We start from the raw sequence: 15,001 nt of genomic DNA, 5'->3' as shown, positions 1-15,001 counted from the left end.
GAAAACACCTATTCAGTGCAAGTCTACGTATATCTTAGCACACACACTCAGTCGTTTGGTCGGCTTTCATTCCCTGCACCTCGGATATACGCATGACATTAACGCTCCGGGGGTGAGACCGAGATGGTCCGGCGTTCCGCCAGAAGCAAGGCATGGGTCTGCCTGTCTGGGCGGCAGCCGCATCTAAGTGATAATTCCCTAGGCCATGCTGACAGACGCTGTCTTGCCGAATCCCAGGCCGACGTTGCCGACTATCTCCGACCATACTTCGACGATGGTATCGGCCATGCGTGCCGTATAATGTCGTACGCGGTGGCCCAGGCGACACGACGTCCCTCCACCATCCACCGCTGCAGCACTGGAATCGCGACACGTTCAAGGAGGCTGCTCTTAACTGTGACTTATTTTAGATCTCGATCGATCGCTTGTCTCGTATCCCTGCAGTCAGTGCGTCCTATGGAAGTCGAGAGAAAACCGTCAATGGTGGCAAGAACGATCTCGTCTCCAAAATTGGTGACCTACGCACAAAGTTAACAGTCGCGCATCCATCCCGGTCGCTAGTTCCCTGCGCCGCGTCCGAAGACTGCTCACGAAGGCTCCTGTTCCGAGACTGACGGATCCGGCAAACCAAACGGAATCCAGGCCAGAAACGGCCAGAAGAAATAGAAGGATGCGACCGCTGGATACGGCGCGGTCAACCAAATTTCGTCGCGCGACAGGTCAGCCGCAGCACGCTTGTTCATCCTGTAAGCCGTAAAGTCGATGATTGTTGCTGACATCTCTGTCACTTGATACTTCCATGCTACTCTTTAACGCGTCACACCGAATTCTAATGACAACTTTTTCAACTCCGCTAATGCGCTTCTGCCTCGAGCCCGTCTCCCGCGGCGTCTCGGTGCCACGTATTAAGCCGCTCGCAACCAGCGAAGCCATTTGTGGTCGGCCTCCCGCCGCGCCTTGAAGCGGTCGACGCATTTCATGGAACAAAGGGCCGTTCGCCAGCAGTAGTAGCGGATCAGCCCGAACTTTCCGCCGCATATCGCACAGCACCTCACTGGACCGTGGTAGGAAATATGGGAGGTGTTGCGCATTTCGCCTCCTGTCGGAGTTAGGTGGATAGCCCCTGCACTTTCTTCGCCTCAGCACGACGCCCGCACGTGAAATGCCGCGTCGGCGATGCCAAGTCTCCCGGTAGCGTACGGGCACTGGGCGCAAGAGTTTGACCCTGATGTGCGCCGCTTTGGTGAAGCGACCGCTCAATCGGAGTGCTTCGCTGAGATTTCCAATTTGTAACGAATGTATTCGTCTTGATTAATGCAATGAGCGTCGCGTCGGCGGTTAAATCCTGCGATCGAACGACTTCCTTCGACGAATTTCAACTACCCGAATTGAGGGGGCGTGTGGCAGCGCTCGCCCGATCTCGTGACTGCCGCCTCATCCTTTTGCGCTGTCAAAGGGCGGCAATCCGATATTTACGTTCTGCTGCTCGAAATGCATGGTCACTGTGGGCTGGGTAAGATGTAGATATTGCGGCTGCCTTGGGGAGCCGAGGTGTTCGCGTTCCTCACAAGAACGTGCGGAGACGTTTTGACCGCGGACCATCGAATAAGAACTTCTCAGCCGCGCTTTCCTCATGGGGAGAGTCTTTGGGTCGCGCTGCCGTACACCCTGTGGGAGCGCTACCAGCAACACTAGCAGAATTCACGCCATCTACAGGTGCGTTTGGTATCTGGTGTATCAGCAACACTCTCTCAGATCGGTTCTAAAGCTTGCTGTAGATTGATATTCAGCTAGATAACGATCGGCCAAGCGCCGAAACGGTCAAAAGCTCCTAGTGGCTACACGCACCAAGCGCATCCTCAAGCCACCGCATCAGCAGAATCCCTGATGGCGGCATAGATTTGGTCAAGATCTGTCGCCGTGACGCAGTAAGGCGGCATCACATAGATCGTATTGCCGAGCGGACGCAGCAACAGATTTCGGTTTTTAAAGAAGGCCTGAAGCTTCGGTCCGGTGCTAGCGAGATAGCCGGCATCGCTCGTTTGCAGATCGAGTGCTGTGATGGTGCCCGCCCGACGGACGTTTGCAAAGCGCGGGTCGGCGCGGAATGGCTCAATGGCCCGCTCTTGCATGGCGGCAACCGACGCCACGAGCTGGCGAGGTTCCTGACTTTGCCAGAGATCCAGGTTGGCCTTTGCGGCGGCGCAGGCAATTGGATTGGCGGTATATGAACTCGAATGAAAGAACGTACGTGTACGGTCCTTCGAATAATGCGCATCAAAAATATCCGCGCGGCAGATTGTTACCGCGAGCGGAAGCGCTCCTCCCGTGAGGCCCTTCGAATAGCAGGCAATATCGGGCGTCACATTGGCCTGCTCGCAGGCGAATAAGGTTCCGGTACGGCCCCAGCCCGTCATGACCTCATCGGCTATGAACAGAACCTCGGATGCTTCGCAGATTCGCTTCATCTCTTTTAGCACCCAGGCTGGGTACATCAGCATTCCGCCCGCACCCAATACCAGAGGCTCCACAATAAAGGCGGCCGGAATTTCGTTTCGACAAACGGACTCGAGCGCATCAAGCGTCACCTGCTCACGACCTCTCGCGGGGAACGGGATTGAGGTAACCTCGAATAGAAGGGGCCCGTACGCCGCGTTGAACACGCTTCTAGCACCTACCGACATGGCCCCAACCGTGTCGCCGTGATAGGAATGTTGCATCACGACAATGCGTATTCGCTGCTTGCCGATGTTATGCCAATAACCGAGTGCCATTTTTAAAGCTACTTCCACACTGGCTGAGCCACTGTCGGAAAAGAAGACATGGTCGAGGCCGCGAGGCGCGAGTTTCAAAACTAGCGCAGCAACCTCTTCAGCTGGATCATGGGTGTAGCCGGCGAAGATCATCTGGTTGAGCTTGCCTGCCTGCTTCTGAATCGCGCGCACGATATGTGGATGGCAATGACCATGGGTCACGACCCACCAAGATGAGATTGCATCTATGATACGGCGACCGTCCGCGGTGTGGAGATAAGCGCCGTCACCACGCACGATCTTGATCATTTCATCCTGAAGCGCGTGCTGCGTGAAAGGATGCCAGATCGGCGACTTCGTCTTGATCATGGTTTGAAGTCCCAAGGGACAAACGAGTCTTTGAAGACCGCCTGCAGCGCGTTTGCCGTGAGAGGAGAAAGCCAAGGCAATCGCCCCAACCAACGCACGCGTCCAATTTCGCAAATTGCCCTCTCCGGCTCAAAATTTCGTTCGCCAATGAATGCAATTCCGAGAATGCTGATCTGGCGCTTTCGCAGAGCCTCTATCGACAGCAGCGCGTGATTGATGGTGCCAAGTCGCGTGCTTGCGCAAAGCACCACGGGAAGCCGCCAGCGCTCGAAGACGTCGACAAAAAGTGTGCCGCCACTCAGCGGGACCATTAGCCCGCCGGCGCCCTCGATCACGAGCGGGCGCTCCCCGCTGTCCGGCACATCAATCGCATCTGCGTCGATGCGAACTCCGTCGATTTCGGCTGAGTAATGGGGCGAAGCGGGCGTTCGAAGCCGGTAAAGCTCCGGCACGATGCGATCGGGTGAGAGACTGCCCAGCCGCGCCACGAGCTCGCTATCAGTCTCTCCTTCAAGGCCGGCCTGAATCGGTTTCCAATAGTTTGCGCCGAGGAGATTGGCGAGCCCTGCGGAAAAGACCGATTTCCCAATCCCGGTATCTGTGCCTGTCACCACGATCCGCTGAGTCATCGCGAATCGCCCCACGTCTCTTCGACAAACGCATCAAGCATCTCGGATACATCACCTTCCCTGACGTTAAGCGTGAGTGAAATTCGCAATCGTGCCGTTCCCGCCGGCACGGTTGGCGGCCGGATTCCACGTATGTCGAAGCCGCGCGCCTGCAGTAAAGAGGCGAGCCGCATCGTATGGGCGTTGTCGCCAATGATGTAGGGCACGATCTGCGAGTCCGAAGGACTGCGCAGACCGCGCAAACGAATCTCCCGATGCGTGAAGGCGACCAGCTTGGCCAAACGCTGCTGACGCTCAGGTTCCTCCTGCAGAATTGAGAGTGCTTCCCGCACGGCGACAGCCATCAACGGTGGGGGAGCGGTGGCGAAGATAAACGGGCGACAACGATTGACCAAGAAGTCACGCAGCACGCGTGTGCAAGTGACGAGCGCACCGGCAGCGCCCAGCGCCTTGCCGCAGGTATGAACAACCAGGAGATTTTCGCTCCCCTCGTACGGCGCGGTGAGCCCCCGTCCCTGCCTGCCGTAGACGCCTGTGGCATGGGCCTCATCCACGATCAGGAAGGCGTCGTGCCGGTCCGCGATCGCGACCAAATCTTTAAGTGGTGCGAAATCGCCATCCATGCTGTAGAGACTTTCGGCCACGATCCAGACCCGGCCCGTTCCGCCCTTGACCCGCCAGTCACGAATTTTGTCTTCGACCGACTGGGCGTCGTTGTGATCGCTTATCCGAAACTGCGCCCGGCCAGCGCGCGCGCCTTCATGAATGCTCGCGTGCACAAGAGAATCGAGAACGAGCAGATCGCCCCGCTGCGGCAGCGTTGTCAGGACGGCAAAATTTGCAAAGTAGCCGCCGCTAAAGAAAAGGGCCGTCTTCGCCCCAAAGAACTGAGCTGCATCTGCTTCCAGACTTTCGTGTTCCTCGCAATTGCCGCGTAAGAGCCGCGAGCCGCCGGCTCCTACTGGGGTGCCGGCTTCGAGCGCGGCCACGACGGCCATTTTCATACGAGGCGCGCTCGCCAGCGCAAGATAATCGTTCGAAGAAAAGTCGACGCCAGCGCGCGGCTTGAGGCAGCGCAGCCGGTCGTCCTCTTTTAAGGCATGCAGGGCCGTGGCAAAATTTCTCATTTTGGCCGCATGGGTCGAGCTCATCCTTCACTCCCACGTCGCATTTACGCGCAGATATTCCATTGGCAGCCAAGAAGGCTTCATCCATCGGCCTTCATGTTTTCAACCTGGTAAGATCCGATTTTCTTGATCAACCAGAACAACGCGTGGTCTGAAGACTTTCGCTTCCGCCTCATCGAAGGAGGCATATGCAACGATGATGATTTTCTCTCCGGGCATCGCGATTCGAGCGGCCGCACCGTTGAGGCTTATCGTGCCAGAGCCCTTGGGCGCCTCGATCACATAAGTAGCAAAGCGTGCTCCGGTTTCGATATTATAGATTTCAACGCGTTCGTTTATCAAAAATCCCGCCGCATCCAGCAGCGTACGATCGATCGATATCGAGCCGTCGTAGTGTAGATCGGCTTCGGTTACCGACGCGCGATGGATTTTACCTTTCATCAAAGTAATCTGCATTGTTCACCTAGACTGAAGTTTCCGCGGGGGGTGCTCGCCGCTGGTCTGCTTTACTCAGGCAAGCCCGGACGTGATACCGAGCCGGTTCAGCAAATTGGCATCCCGGTCGGCTTTCGGGTTTTCGGTGGTCAACAGCACATCGCCAATGAAGATTGAATTCGCGCCGGCCAAAAAACACAGCGCCTGTAGTTCATCGGTCATGTATTGCCGTCCGGCGGACAACCGCACCACGCTCTTGGGCATCATGATCCGGGCCGTCGCCACCAGGCGCACGTGCGTGATCGGATCGGGGCGCTCGGCGGTGGCGTAGACCGGTACTCCCTTGACCTCGTTCCAGAGGTTGATCGGCACGCTTTCCGGATGCTTTTGGAGATTGGCGAGCAGCACAAGCATGCCGAGTCGGTCCTCGACACGCTCGCCCATGCCGATGATGCCGCCGCTGCACACCTTGATGCCGGCCTTGCGCACCTGCGCCAGTGTGTCGATGCGGTCTTGCAAGGTGCGAGTGGTGATGACTCTGCCGTAGAACTCCGGCGAGGTGTCGACGTTGTGATTGTAGAAGTCGAGCCCGGCCTCAGCGAGCCGCGCGGCCTGCCTCAACGTCAGCATGCCAAGCGTGACGCAGGTCTCCATGCCTAGAGCCTTGACCGCGCTAACCATCTCGCAGACCTGATCGAGATCACGGTCTTTTGGACTGCGCCAGGCGGCGGCCATGCAGAAGCGGCTCGCGCCGGCCTCCTTGGCGCGCTGGGCGGTGGCGACCACATCGGCGCGAGCCTTGAGGCGGCTGGCTTTCAGGCCAGTGTCATAATACGCGCTCTGGGCGCAGTAGCCGCAGTCTTCGGGACAGCCGCCGGTCTTGATGCTGAGCAGGCTTGCGGTTTCGACGTGATTTGGATCGAAGTTCTCGCGATGAACGCTCTGCGCCCGAAACATCAGGTCGGCAAACGGCAGGCCATAAAGTGCTTCGGCCTCGGCGCGCTCCCAGTTACTGCGAACCGGCGCGTTGTTGCCGCCTTCGTTCCGTTGCGCTCCCGCTCCACCAACCATTAAGATTTGCTTTCCCATCAGCGATTACCGTAGATAATGGAAGCTATAATCTATGACAACTGCTCACGGCAACAGTACTTGGACGTTCAGGAGATGACCTTCAAGAACTCTTGGAGCGGCGTGCAGGCGCCCCAATTAGCGCTCAACGCAATGGTGTAAAGTGTGTTGGCGCGTAAAGACCGCGAAATCAGCCAAAGTTTGGAGAAATGCCGCAAAATGAGGGCACCTCTTAGATTTTGACGCCTGGCCATTGCGCATGGCCGGGCACTCGCCTGCTTCCCGAGTGCAAACGTTTATGATAGATAATCTATAATGACTGACGACGAGAATACGACGACCGCGGGGCGCATCGCAGAGGCAATCGGCGAGCGCATCATCAGCGGCGAGCTGCAGCCGGACGCCCCACTCCGGCAGGACCATATTGCGCGAGAATTCAATTCGAGCCACGTCCCGGTGCGCGAGGCCTTTCGGCAACTTCAGGCCCAACATCTTGTCGTCGCCGTGCCCCGTCGCGGTGTGCGAGTTGCCCCACTTAATATCAATTCCGTGAAGGAGATCGCCGAGATGCGCGCCGCGCTCGAAGTGGTCGCGTTGCGCAATGCGGCGCCAAAGCTCACCTCTAGCCATTTGGCACGGATCGAGCTCGCTCTGATTGAAGGAGACGCCGCCCAGACCATTCAGGAGTTTGAAATGGCCAACCGCGCTTTTCACCACGCGCTGGTGGCGCCCTGCGCGATGCCGCGCCTGCTCGCGAGCCTTGACGGACTACAGCTTGCAAATTCACGACTCGTGTTCGCGATGGCGCGCAGTAGCGGCTGGCGACCGCGGTCCAATCAGGATCACCGCCTGATTTTGCAAGCCCTGCGGGCGCGCAACGTCGATCAAGCCTGTAGTCTGCTCGCGCGCCACATTCAAACCATTGAGCGCCTTGCCCTTCCCTCGTCATGACCGCGAACGAGATCTGGCGAGGTCCGTTGCAAACCCCGGGGCAAAGCGCAAGAGCGCCAAACCTCCGACCTTTTTGCCGCGCGACGCGGCTTGCGGCTGCGGCCCCGTTGCAGCGGGCTCGGTCCCAAGATAGTAAAGCGACCTCCTTGCGACATCACTCCTTAAGGCCACCCATGATTCGTCACATCGTCTTGTTCAGCGCCAAGGATCAGGCCCATATCGAGCAAATCATCGAAGGCCTATCGGTTCTCACCACAATCCCGCATGCACGTCGGCTCGAGATTGCGCGCAATTGCAAGACCGACCAGCTCGGTAACGAGATCGACGTGGTGGTGTATGGTGAGTTCGACAACGAGACGGAGCTGGCGGCGTACAAAGCGCATGATCTGTATCAGGAATCGATCAGGCGGGTACGACCCCTTCGGGAGCTGCGGTTCGCGGCCGACTATAATGTATCAGCCGATGCGCGGTTCGCCTCGACGGCAGCGATAAGCGAAGTTAGTGAGCGCTTCGGGTCAACTGGCGGGGGTTAATCTGGCAATCGGTCTCAAAAGCTTGTGGGTGCCAGACGAGGGTGGGATTCGCAATCGCAGCGCGTCCCACCAGCACGCCCGTTGTCGGTGACTGACAAGGCGATGCACGTCCGCGAACTGCGGTGGATTGAGCCTGTCACCGCGATGCGCTGTCTCGCGCATCGAGCGCACCTGACGTTTCTCGACAGCGCGGCAACGCATGAGCTGCTTGGGCGCTATTCCTATCTGAGCTGCGAGCCGTTCAGCACCTATACGGTCACGGACGGACAGGCGAGTTACAACACAGAGGCTCTCGCGGGCGATCCGTGGCGAGCTCTTCGCACCCTGCTCGCGAGGTACCCAGAAGAGCATCGTCCTGATCTGCCGCCGTTCCAGGGCGGTGCGGCCGGCTTCTTTGCTTATGATCTGAACAGGACACTGGAGCGACTGCCCGCGCCGGCAATCTCCGGTCAGAGGTTGCCGCAATCTATCCTGCATTTCTATGACGTGGTCATCAGCTTCGACCACCGTGACGACAGATGCTGGATCGTCTCGACCGGATGGCCGGAGCAGGATCCCGCACGACGGCGCGAGCGTGCACGTCGTCGGGCCGATGAGTTTGCAGCGCTGCTCGACCGCCCAAGGACGCCGCGGAATGACTTCCCCGCCACAGCGGGCGCATGGCATTCTAACTTCAGCCGTGAGGGCTACATTGCGGCGGTGCAGCGCGTCATCGATTTGATTCTGGCTGGCGACGTCTTCCAAGCGAACATTGCGCAGCGCTTCAGCGCCCGCTTATCGAGCTCATTTGATCCGCTGGCCTTCTATTGCCAGTTGCGGTCATTGAACCCGGCTCCCTTTGCAGCCCTCCTGCGGTACGGCAAGCTGACCATTGCCTCGAGCTCGCCGGAACGATTCCTCAAGCTTGATGGACGGCAGGTCGAAACGCGGCCGATCAAGGGCACGATCGCGCGCTCCGCTGATTCCGAAGACGACCGGCGCCGCGCTGAACTCCTCCTCGCGTCCGAAAAGGACCGTGCCGAGAACACCATGATCGTCGACCTCCTGCGCAACGATCTGTCACGCGTTTGCACGCCGCACTCGGTCGAGGTTCCAGCGCTGTGTGCCCTGGAATCCTATGCCTCAGTGCACCACCTCGTGTCCACCGTGACGGGTGAACTTGCCGTAGATGAAGACGCCGTCAGCTTATTGCGAGCTTGCTTTCCCGGCGGCTCCATCACCGGGGCGCCCAAGGTGCGATCGATGGAGATCATTGCAGAGATCGAGCGGTTGGCGCGAGAGGTCTATTGCGGGGCGATCGGCTTTATCGGCTTCAACGGGCACATGGATACAAATATCGCGATCCGCACGGTCACGATCGACGATGACTTGGCTCTATTTCATGCAGGGAGCGGGATCACGGCCATGTCGGATCCAGAGGCCGAATACGAGGAGACGCTCGCCAAGGCGCAGCGCATATTTGACGCGTTTCGTGCTGACACACCTGGTGCATCTTGATTGTCATCATCGACAACTACGACTCCTTTGTCTTCAACATTGCCCGCTATTTTCGCCAGCTGGGTGCCGCAACGGCAGTGATCCGGAATGACGTCGTCAGCGTCAGCGATCTTGCCTGCCTCAAGCCGCACGCCCTGGTCCTCTCCCCCGGTCCCTGCACGCCAATGGAGGCCGGACTGTCGACAACCGTAATCCGCGAGCTGTCAGGTCATCTCCCAATTCTCGGCATCTGCCTCGGACATCAGTGTATTGGGAGCGTGTTCGGCGGACGCGTCGCGCGTGCCCGTCGTCCGATGCACGGCCGGTCCTCATACGTCACCCATGACGGCCGCGGACTGTTCAAGGACCTCCCCTCCCCACTTTGCGTTGGCCGCTACCATTCTCTTGTTGTTGAGCTCGATGAGTCATGCGCACTGCAACTAACGGTAACAGCGCGTTCGGATGAGGGCGAGATCATGGCCCTCGCACATCGCTCCCACCCGACCTATGGCGTACAGTTCCACCCGGAATCGATACTTACCCAACAAGGGCAGGTGCTACTGATGAACTTCTTGCGACTCGCAGAGACTTGCCAATCGTGAGCATATCGGAGAGCGTGTCGCACACTTGCCAGCTCAACGCACGGAAGCGAATCGTCACCTTCTACGAGTCTGATAGATACTAAGCAGATGCCTTAGGGCAGGTAATGGCATCAAATTAGATCAAATCCGTGCCGCGATCACCCGGCGAAGCTTTGCCGGGCACTAAGCGGCGGCTCTGCGCCTTGAGCCAGATGCGCCAGTGCGCGGGTGTTACGGACGTTAGTGACCAGTGGCCCGCGGCGCGGCGTTGGCTCGCGCAACCCCGCCAAGTCGCAGGGCGAACGTTTTTCAGCTTAATATCGGTCCCTGCGCTGCGATGCGCTCAGCCTGGATCACAACCTTTTTGAGCGGCTCACCGATTCAGACGATAAGATCTTAGTCATAGTCTTCGTAACCTTGATCGTTAAAGTAGATGTCGACGATTGAGGCGATACACAGGCCGTTGCGCCCATGAACGACTCGGAATACAGGTGACCGAGTAATGCATTATGCCGCGACTAGCATTAAGCTCGCATGAGCCCATTCATGTAGTCGGCGACCAGAATGTGGCCATCAGCGCAATCTTCAACCCATTCGGCCAACCTCGATTCGATGATCAAGGATCAGAAGCTATCGGGTGCAATGCTGAAGATGCGGCCAAGGGAACATCGACAAGATGAAGATTTCCAGACGCATCGAACGACAGCTCCTCGATGAAGCAGTCAGCCGGGCTTGCCTCCACGGTTGACGTCCGTCCAATCGGAGCGGACTCCGGGCCGGCGAAATTTGGCGGCACGGCTGAAAGGCGCCGGTTTGGATGAGTTGGGGCAGTCCCTCAAGGTAGATCATGGCGCTTCCTTCAGGCTGCGCTTTGGCTGCCCCTGATATTTGTAGGCGAACTGCTTGGGCATTGGCCCTTTATTGCGGTCCTTGCGTCCGGTCTGCTCCCATGCATGCGCCAGGATGCCTACCGCGCGTGACAAGCAGAAGATGCCGCGGGCTAGGGGTGGAGCAAAGCCCAGCTCCGCGTAGATGACTGCAGTGGCTCCATCGACGTTCATCGGGATGAGCTTGCCTTTGCGCTCGCGCATGACGCGCTCGATCGCGCGCGCAGCGCTGGCGTAGCGACCGCTGACGGCAGCATCACTGACCGCGGCATCGACTAGTGCGAGCAGCGGGTCAGCGCGCGGGTCGACGGGATGAAACCGGTGACCGAAGCCGGGCAGATATTTGCTTCGCGTGGTGGTGAAATGATCGATTGCCTCAGCGGCAGCCTCATCCATATCCTTGGTCTCGCTCCGTCGTAGGACCTCGTCGTAGAGCTCGATCGCCTGCTCCCCCGCTCCGCCATGCAGGTCGCCGAGCGTGTTGATCGCGGAAGCCATCGCGCCATTGAGCGGCAGCCCACAACTGACAGCCATCTGCGCGATGGCGATAGAAGGTGCATGCGGGCCATGATCCACTGATGCAACCAGTGCAGCCTGCAACAGCCGCTCCTGCGCCGTTGTGGGTAACTCGCCGCGCAGCATCAACCAGATCATTGCGGGGAAGGAAATCTGATCAATCAATTCCTCGATCGTGTATCCGCGATAGGCGATCCGCCCGGGCGCAATGTCGCATATGGAGGTCCGCCACCAATGGGCGGCCTGCTCTCGCAGCTGCGTTTCGCTCATTCTGTTCTCCAATCTCGTCAGGCTATGTCCGGCCGAAGCTTGCTTGGCGCAACTACCTGCCCGTCACGCTGCTCCATCCGTCGCCGGGCGGACCCGCGGAGAATCCGCTCCTCCTTGACGTGCAGTTCCGGCGGCACCGCTTGCGATCAGGTGCTCAATTTCCGGATAGGTATAACCGAGCCGAGCCAGCCATCGCTCTGTGTCCGCACCGAGCGACGGAGGGAGTGCGGGGACAGGAAACGCCTCATCCAACCGAAAACCAGGGCGCGTAATGCGTAATGGTGGTTCGCCAGCCCTGTCGAGCGCAAGCGTCTCGACAAAGCCGCGCTCCAGCAACTGCGGCTCGCGCAAAACTTGCGGAACGGTCAGCACACAGCCAGCGGGAACGCCGACGGCATTCAACAGTGCCTCCCACTCCTCCGCAGGCCTGCAGCTCAAGGCCGCATTCAACTCATCGCTAAGCGCCCCGCGGTTCATTTTACGTGCTTCGCGCTTAGCGAAGCGCGGATCTGTCTTCAGATCCGGCCGGCCGATCAGATCGCAAAGGGTCCGGTACTGTTTCTGCTCGTTAGCGGCTATATTCAGCGGGCCGGTCGCCGTGCGGAACGTGCCGGAGGGTGCGGCCGTGAAATTCTCGTTCCCCATCGGCCGCGGCTCGACTCCGCCGTTCAGGTGATTGGAAACCACCCATCCCATGGCTGCGATTGTCGCCTCGAGCAGCGACACGTCGATGAACCGGCCCCTGCCCATTTGCTGCTGCTCGACGAGGGCGGCGGAGATGGCAAAGGCGGCCGTTAGCCCGGCGATGGTGTCAGAGATCGGGAAGCCGGCCCGCAGCGGAGCCGTGGCTGCATCACCGGTTATACTCATCGCGCCGGAAAGGCCCTGGACGATCTGGTCGTAGGCCGGGCGGGCGGACCAAGGACCGTTTTGCCCAAAGCCTGAGATCGCACAATAGATGAGCCGCGGGTTGCGCTTGCACAACGCGTCAAAACCGAGACCAAGCCGCTCCATGACCTTGGGCCGGAAGTTTTCGAGAAGGACGTCGGCCTTGGACACCAGCCTGAAAAACACTTCTCTGCCCGCTTCAGACTTCAGATCGAGCGCCACCGACTGCTTACCGGCGTTCACGGCGACGAACGAGAGCCCCTGAAGGCGCTCTGCCCTTTGCGGATCTGCGCCAAGGCGCCGCGCGAGATCGCCTCCATTGGAGTTTTCGATCTTGATAACCTCCGAGCCGAGGCGCGCGAGATGGTAGCCGCAGAACGGGCCTGCCAATACGTTCGAAAGGTCGAGGACACGGATACCGGTGAGCGGCAGGGACATCCGACGAAGCCTTCTTTGCGGTATCTTCGGCCGCTGCGGTTGCTACTTCAGTTGCTGGGCCGCAAGCTCGGCGAAGCGATTGGTGAAGTTTTGGCTGAAGTCGACAGGATCGTCTCGACCAGCGTTATGCCAACATCGCCCCGGAAATCCGGCGTCGACGTCCACTTCCTCATCCTGCCGACGAGGGTCGACGGCGCCGGAAACAAGGCGTCGATGAGGCCTGATCGCACCCCGAGCTCCGAGATCGGGACAAGATCAACAAATATGGCGACTTGCGTGACAACGAGCTTAGTTCCGGGCGGCATAGCTCTTCTCCACTTCAGCGCCAGGCGGCGACCAGATTTCGCGATAGAGCGCGACGAACTCGTCCGTGGTCTGCAGCGCGGAGACGTCCCGGCGATCAGGCAGCGAGATCCTGACCTCGCCGACCACCCGCTTGCAGTCCCCGCGGACGTCACGCCGACTTGGTCAGCCAGCGTGATCGCCTCATCGAGATCATGGGTGATGAAGATCAAGGAGCGGCGCTCGGCCTGCCAGAGATCAAGCAGGATGCGGTGCATCAACCGGCGCGTGTGAACGTCGAGCGCCGAGAAGGTCTCGTCCAGAAGAACAATTCTCGGCTCCGTGATGAGCGTCTGCATCGCCGCGCACTTGCGTTGCCGTCCTGATAGCTGATGCGGATAACGCTGCTCAAACCCCGTCGGGCCGAACCGAGCCTCGGCGCACGCCTCCTCGACTGACTTGCCCTGAAGAACGAGCCGGAGCCCAATGTTGTCCTGCGCGATCTTCCACGGCATTAGGCCCGCCTGTTGGAGCATGTAGCCGGACCGATCATTGAGTCCCGTGAGCGGCTTGCGGAAGATCTGAACGTCTCCGACGAGTGTTTGAAGAGACCTGTGACAGTGTTCAGGATGGTGGACTTGCCGCAACCGGTTGGGCCCACGACCGCAACGAACTCGCGTCGCGTACCTGGAAGTTCATGCTTTTGGCTGCGATGAATGCGCCGAAGCGGATCATCACCTCGCGCAAGTCAACGGCCAGCGTTGGTGGCCTTCCATTGTCTCGCATTTCAGAACTCGTTCTGTTATGTGCACCCATAGTCCTGCGTGTGAAAAAAGTCAATCTGTTCTGGCGTACAGAACCAACATCCTCCCTACTTGATGGCCTCTAATACCTCAATTTTATGATGGTTCTACTCTTCAGAACCTGGAGCAGAGATGAGCAAGATAGGAGTTGACGCGGTAAGGAGAGCGCTCGCGATCCTGAAAAGTTTCGACGCGGAGCAGTCTGCGATGACGCTGACGCAGATTGCGGAAATGACAGACCTCTACAAGAGCACAGTGCTCCGATTGGCCTCTTCCTTGGAAGCTGATGGCTTTCTCGTCCGCGGCGCGGACCGGTTGTTTCGACCGGGACCGGAATTGTGGCGTCTTGGGGCGCTCTATCAGCGCGGTCTGGATCTTGGCGAAGTCATCCGGCCATCCCTTCGGCGTCTGGTTGAGGCAACGGGAGAAACTGCATCCTTTTATGTTGCAGATGGCGACGAACGCATCTGTCTTTACCGCGTCAATTCTCCACGTTCAGTTCGACACCACCTCGAAGAAGGCCAGCGATTGCCGATTGATTGCGGCGCCGCCGGTCGAATTCTCACTGCATACCGCGAGCCAACGAACGTAGAAGGGAAGAAGATCCGCGATAGAGGCTTTTATGTTTCGATCGGAGAGCGGGATCCGGAGGTCGCCGCGGCAGCCGTGCCGTTGATGGACGTACACGGCAAACTGAGGGGCGCCCTTTCGCTATCAGCGATCAAGACGCGCTTCGATGCTGTAGCCCGCAAGTCGGCAATCGATGCTCTCAAATCGGAAGCCAAGGCCTTAGCGGGGTTACTGCCCGCAAGCGAATGCTAATCATTGAGGGCGTCCGCTTTGCGGCCATTTTGTAAAGAAGCAGACGCGGCTTCGGTCATGGCTAGCAATGTCTTATGGCGCAGCATGAGGCAATCAGGCAGTTCCCGACTGTTCAGAGGCGGAGCAGCCACGTTGAACGATCGACAACAGAGATGATGGAGGCGAATGACATT

At 58.9% G+C, this 15,001-nt stretch carries 18 protein-coding genes; 7 read left to right on the top strand and 11 right to left on the bottom strand.

Going from position 1 to position 15,001, the window contains the following annotated elements; all coding sequences use genetic code 11:
• Positions 1–587: 587 nt before the first annotated feature.
• The 6 genes from YUO_RS46310 to bioB all read right to left on the bottom strand — a co-directional run bounded on the left by YUO_RS46310 (position 588) and on the right by bioB (position 6,384).
• Positions 588–788: a hypothetical protein gene (locus tag YUO_RS46310; RefSeq protein ID WP_156908678.1), complete on the bottom strand. Its 201-nt coding sequence runs from the start codon at positions 786–788 to the stop codon at positions 588–590.
• 1,071 nt (positions 789–1,859) lie between these two features.
• Complete coding sequence (locus tag YUO_RS0118995; protein ID WP_028348717.1) at positions 1,860–3,122, bottom strand: adenosylmethionine--8-amino-7-oxononanoate transaminase; 1,263 nt, start codon at positions 3,120–3,122, stop codon at positions 1,860–1,862.
• Positions 3,119–3,751 carry a dethiobiotin synthase gene (gene bioD / locus YUO_RS0118990; protein ID WP_028348716.1) on the bottom strand — a complete coding sequence of 211 codons (633 nt, stop codon included), beginning with the start codon at positions 3,749–3,751 and terminating at the stop codon, positions 3,119–3,121. Before bioD ends, YUO_RS0118995 begins: the two co-directional genes overlap by 4 nt.
• Positions 3,748–4,902: an 8-amino-7-oxononanoate synthase gene (locus YUO_RS0118985; protein WP_028348715.1), complete on the bottom strand. Its 1,155-nt coding sequence runs from the start codon at positions 4,900–4,902 to the stop codon at positions 3,748–3,750. Before YUO_RS0118985 ends, bioD begins: the two co-directional genes overlap by 4 nt.
• 78 nt (positions 4,903–4,980) lie before the next feature.
• On the bottom strand, positions 4,981–5,334 hold the full coding sequence (gene panD / locus YUO_RS0118980; RefSeq protein ID WP_028348714.1) for an aspartate 1-decarboxylase: 354 nt from the start codon (positions 5,332–5,334) through the stop codon (positions 4,981–4,983).
• 54 nt (positions 5,335–5,388) lie between these two features.
• Entirely contained in the window at positions 5,389–6,384 is a 996-nt protein-coding gene (gene bioB, locus YUO_RS0118975; RefSeq protein ID WP_028348713.1) for a biotin synthase BioB, read from the bottom strand.
• Positions 6,385–6,696: 312 nt separating this feature from the next.
• On the opposite strand from bioB, the gene YUO_RS0118965 reads away from it, so the two are divergent.
• From YUO_RS0118965 to YUO_RS0118950, 4 genes are all read left to right on the top strand, one after another.
• Complete coding sequence (locus tag YUO_RS0118965; RefSeq protein WP_156908677.1) at positions 6,697–7,332, top strand: GntR family transcriptional regulator; 636 nt, start codon at positions 6,697–6,699, stop codon at positions 7,330–7,332.
• Between the two features lie 173 nt (positions 7,333–7,505).
• Positions 7,506–7,865 (top strand): Dabb family protein, encoded by a 360-nt coding sequence (locus YUO_RS0118960; RefSeq protein ID WP_028348711.1) that lies wholly within the window; start codon positions 7,506–7,508, stop codon positions 7,863–7,865.
• A gap of 102 nt (positions 7,866–7,967) precedes the next feature.
• Positions 7,968–9,362, top strand: a complete 1,395-nt coding sequence (pabB, locus tag YUO_RS0118955) for an aminodeoxychorismate synthase component I (RefSeq protein ID WP_028348710.1) — start codon at positions 7,968–7,970, stop codon at positions 9,360–9,362.
• The gene (locus YUO_RS0118950; protein ID WP_028348709.1) at positions 9,359–9,943 is read left to right on the top strand and encodes an anthranilate synthase component II; all 585 of its coding nucleotides are present in this window, start codon (positions 9,359–9,361) and stop codon (positions 9,941–9,943) included. Before pabB ends, YUO_RS0118950 begins: the two co-directional genes overlap by 4 nt.
• Before the next feature lie 824 nt (positions 9,944–10,767).
• On the opposite strand, the gene YUO_RS0118945 is transcribed toward YUO_RS0118950, so the two are convergent.
• The 4 genes from YUO_RS0118945 to YUO_RS47790 all read right to left on the bottom strand — a co-directional run bounded on the left by YUO_RS0118945 (position 10,768) and on the right by YUO_RS47790 (position 13,353).
• A complete protein-coding gene (locus tag YUO_RS0118945; protein ID WP_028348708.1) occupies positions 10,768–11,595 on the bottom strand; it encodes a citryl-CoA lyase in 828 nt (275 codons plus the stop codon).
• A 63-nt stretch (positions 11,596–11,658) separates the two neighbouring features.
• The gene (locus YUO_RS0118940; protein ID WP_028348707.1) at positions 11,659–12,921 is read right to left on the bottom strand and encodes a CaiB/BaiF CoA transferase family protein; all 1,263 of its coding nucleotides are present in this window, start codon (positions 12,919–12,921) and stop codon (positions 11,659–11,661) included.
• 42 nt (positions 12,922–12,963) lie between these two features.
• Complete coding sequence (locus tag YUO_RS48510) at positions 12,964–13,086, bottom strand: hypothetical protein (protein ID WP_283806415.1); 123 nt, start codon at positions 13,084–13,086, stop codon at positions 12,964–12,966.
• Between the two features lie 123 nt (positions 13,087–13,209).
• The gene (locus YUO_RS47790; RefSeq protein WP_235782752.1) at positions 13,210–13,353 is read right to left on the bottom strand and encodes a hypothetical protein; all 144 of its coding nucleotides are present in this window, start codon (positions 13,351–13,353) and stop codon (positions 13,210–13,212) included.
• Between the two features lie 32 nt (positions 13,354–13,385).
• On the opposite strand from YUO_RS47790, the gene YUO_RS47785 reads away from it, so the two are divergent.
• Positions 13,386–13,589, top strand: a complete 204-nt coding sequence (locus tag YUO_RS47785) for a hypothetical protein (RefSeq protein ID WP_235782751.1) — start codon at positions 13,386–13,388, stop codon at positions 13,587–13,589.
• 128 nt (positions 13,590–13,717) lie between these two features.
• Here YUO_RS47785 and YUO_RS47780 read toward each other — a convergent pair whose 3' ends face one another.
• A complete protein-coding gene (locus YUO_RS47780; protein ID WP_225672882.1) occupies positions 13,718–13,864 on the bottom strand; it encodes a hypothetical protein in 147 nt (48 codons plus the stop codon).
• Here YUO_RS47780 and YUO_RS47775 point away from each other — a divergent pair.
• Together YUO_RS47775 and YUO_RS0118925 are read left to right on the top strand one after the other, a co-directional pair.
• Positions 13,802–14,092, top strand: coding sequence for a hypothetical protein (locus tag YUO_RS47775; protein WP_235782762.1), 291 nt, complete (start codon positions 13,802–13,804; stop codon positions 14,090–14,092). The two genes, YUO_RS47780 and YUO_RS47775, sit on opposite strands and share 63 nt — an antisense overlap.
• A 46-nt stretch (positions 14,093–14,138) precedes the next feature.
• Positions 14,139–14,828, top strand: a complete 690-nt coding sequence (locus tag YUO_RS0118925) for an IclR family transcriptional regulator (RefSeq protein ID WP_028348705.1) — start codon at positions 14,139–14,141, stop codon at positions 14,826–14,828.
• The last annotated feature ends 173 nt before the right edge of the window (positions 14,829–15,001 follow it).

Source organism: Bradyrhizobium murdochi (assembly GCF_000472965.1).
Lineage (GTDB): Bacteria > Pseudomonadota > Alphaproteobacteria > Rhizobiales > Xanthobacteraceae > Bradyrhizobium > Bradyrhizobium murdochi.
This window is presented reverse-complemented; position numbering and strand designations above follow the sequence as displayed.

Excerpts from the sequence above, each read along its gene's own strand:
- YUO_RS0118995 (WP_028348717.1), bottom strand. The coding sequence starts at position 3,122 with ATGATCAAGACGAAGTCGCCGATCTGGCATCCTTTCACGCAGCACGCG.
- bioD (WP_028348716.1), bottom strand. The coding sequence starts at position 3,751 with ATGACTCAGCGGATCGTGGTGACAGGCACAGATACCGGGATTGGGAAA.
- YUO_RS0118985 (WP_028348715.1), bottom strand. The coding sequence starts at position 4,902 with ATGAGCTCGACCCATGCGGCCAAAATGAGAAATTTTGCCACGGCCCTG.
- panD (WP_028348714.1), bottom strand. The coding sequence starts at position 5,334 with ATGCAGATTACTTTGATGAAAGGTAAAATCCATCGCGCGTCGGTAACC.
- bioB (WP_028348713.1), bottom strand. The coding sequence starts at position 6,384 with ATGGTTGGTGGAGCGGGAGCGCAACGGAACGAAGGCGGCAACAACGCG.
- YUO_RS0118965 (WP_156908677.1), top strand. The coding sequence starts at position 6,697 with ATGACTGACGACGAGAATACGACGACCGCGGGGCGCATCGCAGAGGCA.
- YUO_RS0118960 (WP_028348711.1), top strand. The coding sequence starts at position 7,506 with ATGATTCGTCACATCGTCTTGTTCAGCGCCAAGGATCAGGCCCATATC.
- pabB (WP_028348710.1), top strand. The coding sequence starts at position 7,968 with ATGCACGTCCGCGAACTGCGGTGGATTGAGCCTGTCACCGCGATGCGC.
- YUO_RS0118945 (WP_028348708.1), bottom strand. The coding sequence starts at position 11,595 with ATGAGCGAAACGCAGCTGCGAGAGCAGGCCGCCCATTGGTGGCGGACC.
- YUO_RS0118940 (WP_028348707.1), bottom strand. The coding sequence starts at position 12,921 with ATGTCCCTGCCGCTCACCGGTATCCGTGTCCTCGACCTTTCGAACGTA.
- YUO_RS0118925 (WP_028348705.1), top strand. The coding sequence starts at position 14,139 with ATGAGCAAGATAGGAGTTGACGCGGTAAGGAGAGCGCTCGCGATCCTG.